Here is a 3,187-nt window from a genome sequence, read left to right as displayed (position 1 = left end):
GCACAAGCGTCCGCCGTCAGGTCACCCACACCAGCAAAAGCTAGATCTGGAGCCAATGTAGCGAGGTGGTGCATTATGTCGCGGGGCCGGCCGGGCCGTAAATGAGCACTGATTCCTTGCGTTCGACGAACCGGCAGGTGGCCAGGTCCCGGATGGTGGCGGCGGGGATCTTCGGGTTGTACGAGAAGTCGAAGTCCGCCAGGGTTTTGACCTCCTCGAAGTGCGCCCGCACGAGCCGGCGCGACAGCGCCTTCTGGGCCCTCCGGGTGATCTCGTCCTCAAGCAGCATCTCCAGGAAGGTCAGGTATCCCAACTCGCCTCTCTGGGCCTGCTCCAGGCGGATTTCCAAGGACTCCAGCATACCTCCCAGGCGGAGGGCTTTAAGTTTGGGTTCCAGTTGGTGCACCTTCATGTTCTCACTCTCCTCGCTGAGATTCGGCGTGGAAAAGCAACCCCAGGCGGGTACACGATCCCGCGTGGCGCGTTGGTGAGCCATCCGGGGCCCGCCACCCACTCTGATCGCTGACGCCTTTCCCACCGGTTGCCGAGGCAGGGGCAAGCGACCAGCCGACCAGCCGTGCCCTGCTTGCCGGCGTGCGTCCTGGGCGTCCGCGGGGTCACAGACCCGACCGCCGGCAGGCCTGCACCGCCGCGCGATGGCCTCTGAAAGCCCTCCTCGCCGCGCACCGGTACCCGGGTGGGCCGGAAAGGGAGCAAAAGCGCTTTACCAGGTTCGGCAACGCCCCCGTCCGGCCTCTCACAGCGGCCGCCGCCCCCGGGAACCCGGAAGAGGCCCCTGGCGCCAGGGAAAACGTCCCCCGCGTGAGTGTGGTCTCCGTCGAGATGCCCGCAGCTGCTCTCACCGCCAGCACACCCGGGGACGCGCAGGGTGGCTGGGTGCGCGCCCGGGCCGGCTGCGGGGCGGCGGTGTTCCACAGCCCCTATGCCGCTCCTTCCTGCGAAACCGCGTGCCTCCCGGGCTTCCGCGTTACCAGGAGGCGTTCCCGGAACAGCAGTTGCCACGAAAAGCGCACGGCCGGCCAAGCCCTCTGCATCCTGCTCCGGGCCGCCGCGCGCGAGAACCCCATCGTGGCGACCTCCAGCGCTTGTGTCCGGGAAATGGCTGCGCATCCACCTCTCCTCCTACCCTGAGCATTCCTCGACCGCCGGCAGGGCGAAGTACTGCTGGCCGTGCAGGAACGCCCCCACCGAGCGGCTGCCATCCTGCTGCCTGACGTCGATGGGCCGCCCGTCCATCTCGTTGGCGAGGATGTTTTTCACCGTGCGGTACCTGGGGTCGCCGTAGGCCAGGGCGCGCTCGCAGGCCGCGTCCAGGCGTTTGGCCCCGTACTTTTCCTCCAGCCGCAGTATCCCTTGGGCCTGCCTGAGGTTGTAGAGCGTGTTCACCGACAGCACCTGGGCCACGGCCTCCTGCACGTGAGGACCCAGTTCCCCGGCCCGCTTCAGGCACCACTGGGGCGTGCGCAGGAAGAAGGCGATGCGGTCTTCGGGCAGGTCGGCAAGGTCCGTCTGCCTCCTGCCCGGAGGCACCCGCGGGTGGGTCTTCACGATCTCCTCGCCCTTGAAGAACTGCACCGTGTTCTCCTTGACGCAGACCTGGAGTTCCGAACCGATCAGCCGCCAGGGGACCGAGTAGAAAGCCTTGGCCGCGTAGCAGTGGGAGTCCGGCGCCACTTTCGCAGTCGTCCACTCCCGCATCTCCCAGGGCTCGGCAGGCAGGGGGAGCAGGTGGGCTCGTTCCTCCCGCTCGAACAGCTCCAGGGGGCGCTGCCGGGTGGTCCCGTGGATCCTCCGGCCCGCCACCTCCAGGCACCACCTCACCGCCTCCCGGTTGGCCTCGCCATCGCTCATGAACTCTCTCCCGCGCCAGAAATTGTCACGTACGTAGCGCACGCTCCTTTCCACGCGGGGCTTGTCCTTCGAATGCCCCGACCGGCAGGGGTCGATGAGGAACCCATAGTGCTGAGCGAGCTCAGCGTAGGCTCGGTTGAACTTGGGGTCGTAGATGTCCGGCTTGAGGACGCCGTCGGCCAGATTGTCCAGGACGATGCGGCGGGGGACGCCCCCGAAGAATTGCAGGGCCAGCACGTGGCAGGAGAGCCAGGTGCGGGAGTCCAGGCTGAAGACAACCCGCACGAACATGTGCCTGCTGTAAGTCAGCACCATGATGAACGCGTACGCCATGCGGCGCTTGCCGGTGACGGGGTCGCGCCAGAAGCCCAGCCGGCCGAAGTCGACCTGGGCTTCCTCCCCCGGGGGCACCTCCGGCCGCCAGATCACCACGTCTGCAGGAGAGACGGTTCCACCGAGCGCCACCTGGACGTAGCGCCGGAAGGTGCTCAGGCTTACGTCCAGCCCTGCCTCATCCCGCAAGCGCTGCCATACAACGCTGACGGCACCGGTCTCCGCGAGGTCCTTCCGGATCCGCTCCCGGTGGGGCTCGATTCTGGCGAAGCTGCCGTAGCGGAGGCGGTCATCGGCCGCGCGGGGGAAGTGCTGGCGCACGAACTCCGCCCACTCCTGGGGAGAACGGCGCACCCCCGGCGTGTAGCCCGCCTCCTGGGCCGCCTTGACGTACTTCCGCACCGTGTTGCGGGACAGGCCAAGGCTCTTGGCGATGGCCCGGATGCTTCTTCCTGCCTGCCAGTGTTCGAAGACCTCGACGATGTCGCGCACAGTGAACTCCCTCCGTGCCACCTTGGGCTCCTTCTGGGTTTGGCAAGGGAAATGTGTACCAGTGCGGTCATTGAAATGGGACCCACCCGGGCATGATTAGGTCATGGTCTCTCGGCTCCTTCGCAAGCTCTCCTGGCGAACCGGTAACTGTCTCCCGTCGTCGTGAAGATGTGCCCCCGGTGAACCAGCCTGTCTATCATGGCCGCCGTCATCCCCTCGTCACCGAAGATTTCCGTCCACCGCGAGAAGTCCAGGTTGGATGTCACGATGAAGCTGCCCAGCTCGTACCTTGCGGAGATCATGGCGAAGAGCAGTTGGGCCGCTTCGCGCGAGAAGGGCACGTAGCCTAACTCGTCGAGCACCACCAGGTCCAGCTTGCGCCACAGCCTCTCGATCCGCGAGAGAGCGTGGTTGGCCCTGGCCTCGAGGAGCTGGTTGGCCAAGTTCGCCGCCGTGTAGAACCGCGTCTTGTACCCCGCCCGGCACGCCG

3 protein-coding genes are annotated in these 3,187 nt (G+C 66.6%); all 3 read right to left on the bottom strand.

The features are described 5' to 3' along the window. Positions 1-73 precede the first annotated feature (73 nt). Positions 74-412 (bottom strand): ATP-binding protein, encoded by a 339-nt coding sequence (locus AB1609_19300; GenBank protein ID MEW6048589.1) that lies wholly within the window; start codon positions 410-412, stop codon positions 74-76. 731 nt (positions 413-1,143) lie between these two features. Next, positions 1,144-2,718 (bottom strand): IS21 family transposase, encoded by a 1,575-nt coding sequence (istA, locus tag AB1609_19295; protein ID MEW6048588.1) that lies wholly within the window; start codon positions 2,716-2,718, stop codon positions 1,144-1,146. Positions 2,719-2,798: 80 nt separating this feature from the next. Further along, positions 2,799-3,187 (bottom strand): ATP-binding protein (locus tag AB1609_19290; GenBank protein ID MEW6048587.1); only part of this gene is annotated, 389 nt, incomplete at its 5' end.

It is taken from the genome of Bacillota bacterium (assembly GCA_040754675.1).
In the GTDB taxonomy this organism is placed as follows: domain Bacteria; phylum Bacillota; class Limnochordia; order Limnochordales; family Geochordaceae; genus Geochorda.
Note: the sequence above shows the minus strand (reverse complement) of the source record. Positions and strands in the feature narration are given on the sequence as shown.

Excerpts from the sequence above, each read along its gene's own strand:
- AB1609_19300 (MEW6048589.1), bottom strand. The coding sequence starts at position 412 with ATGAAGGTGCACCAACTGGAACCCAAACTTAAAGCCCTCCGCCTGGGA.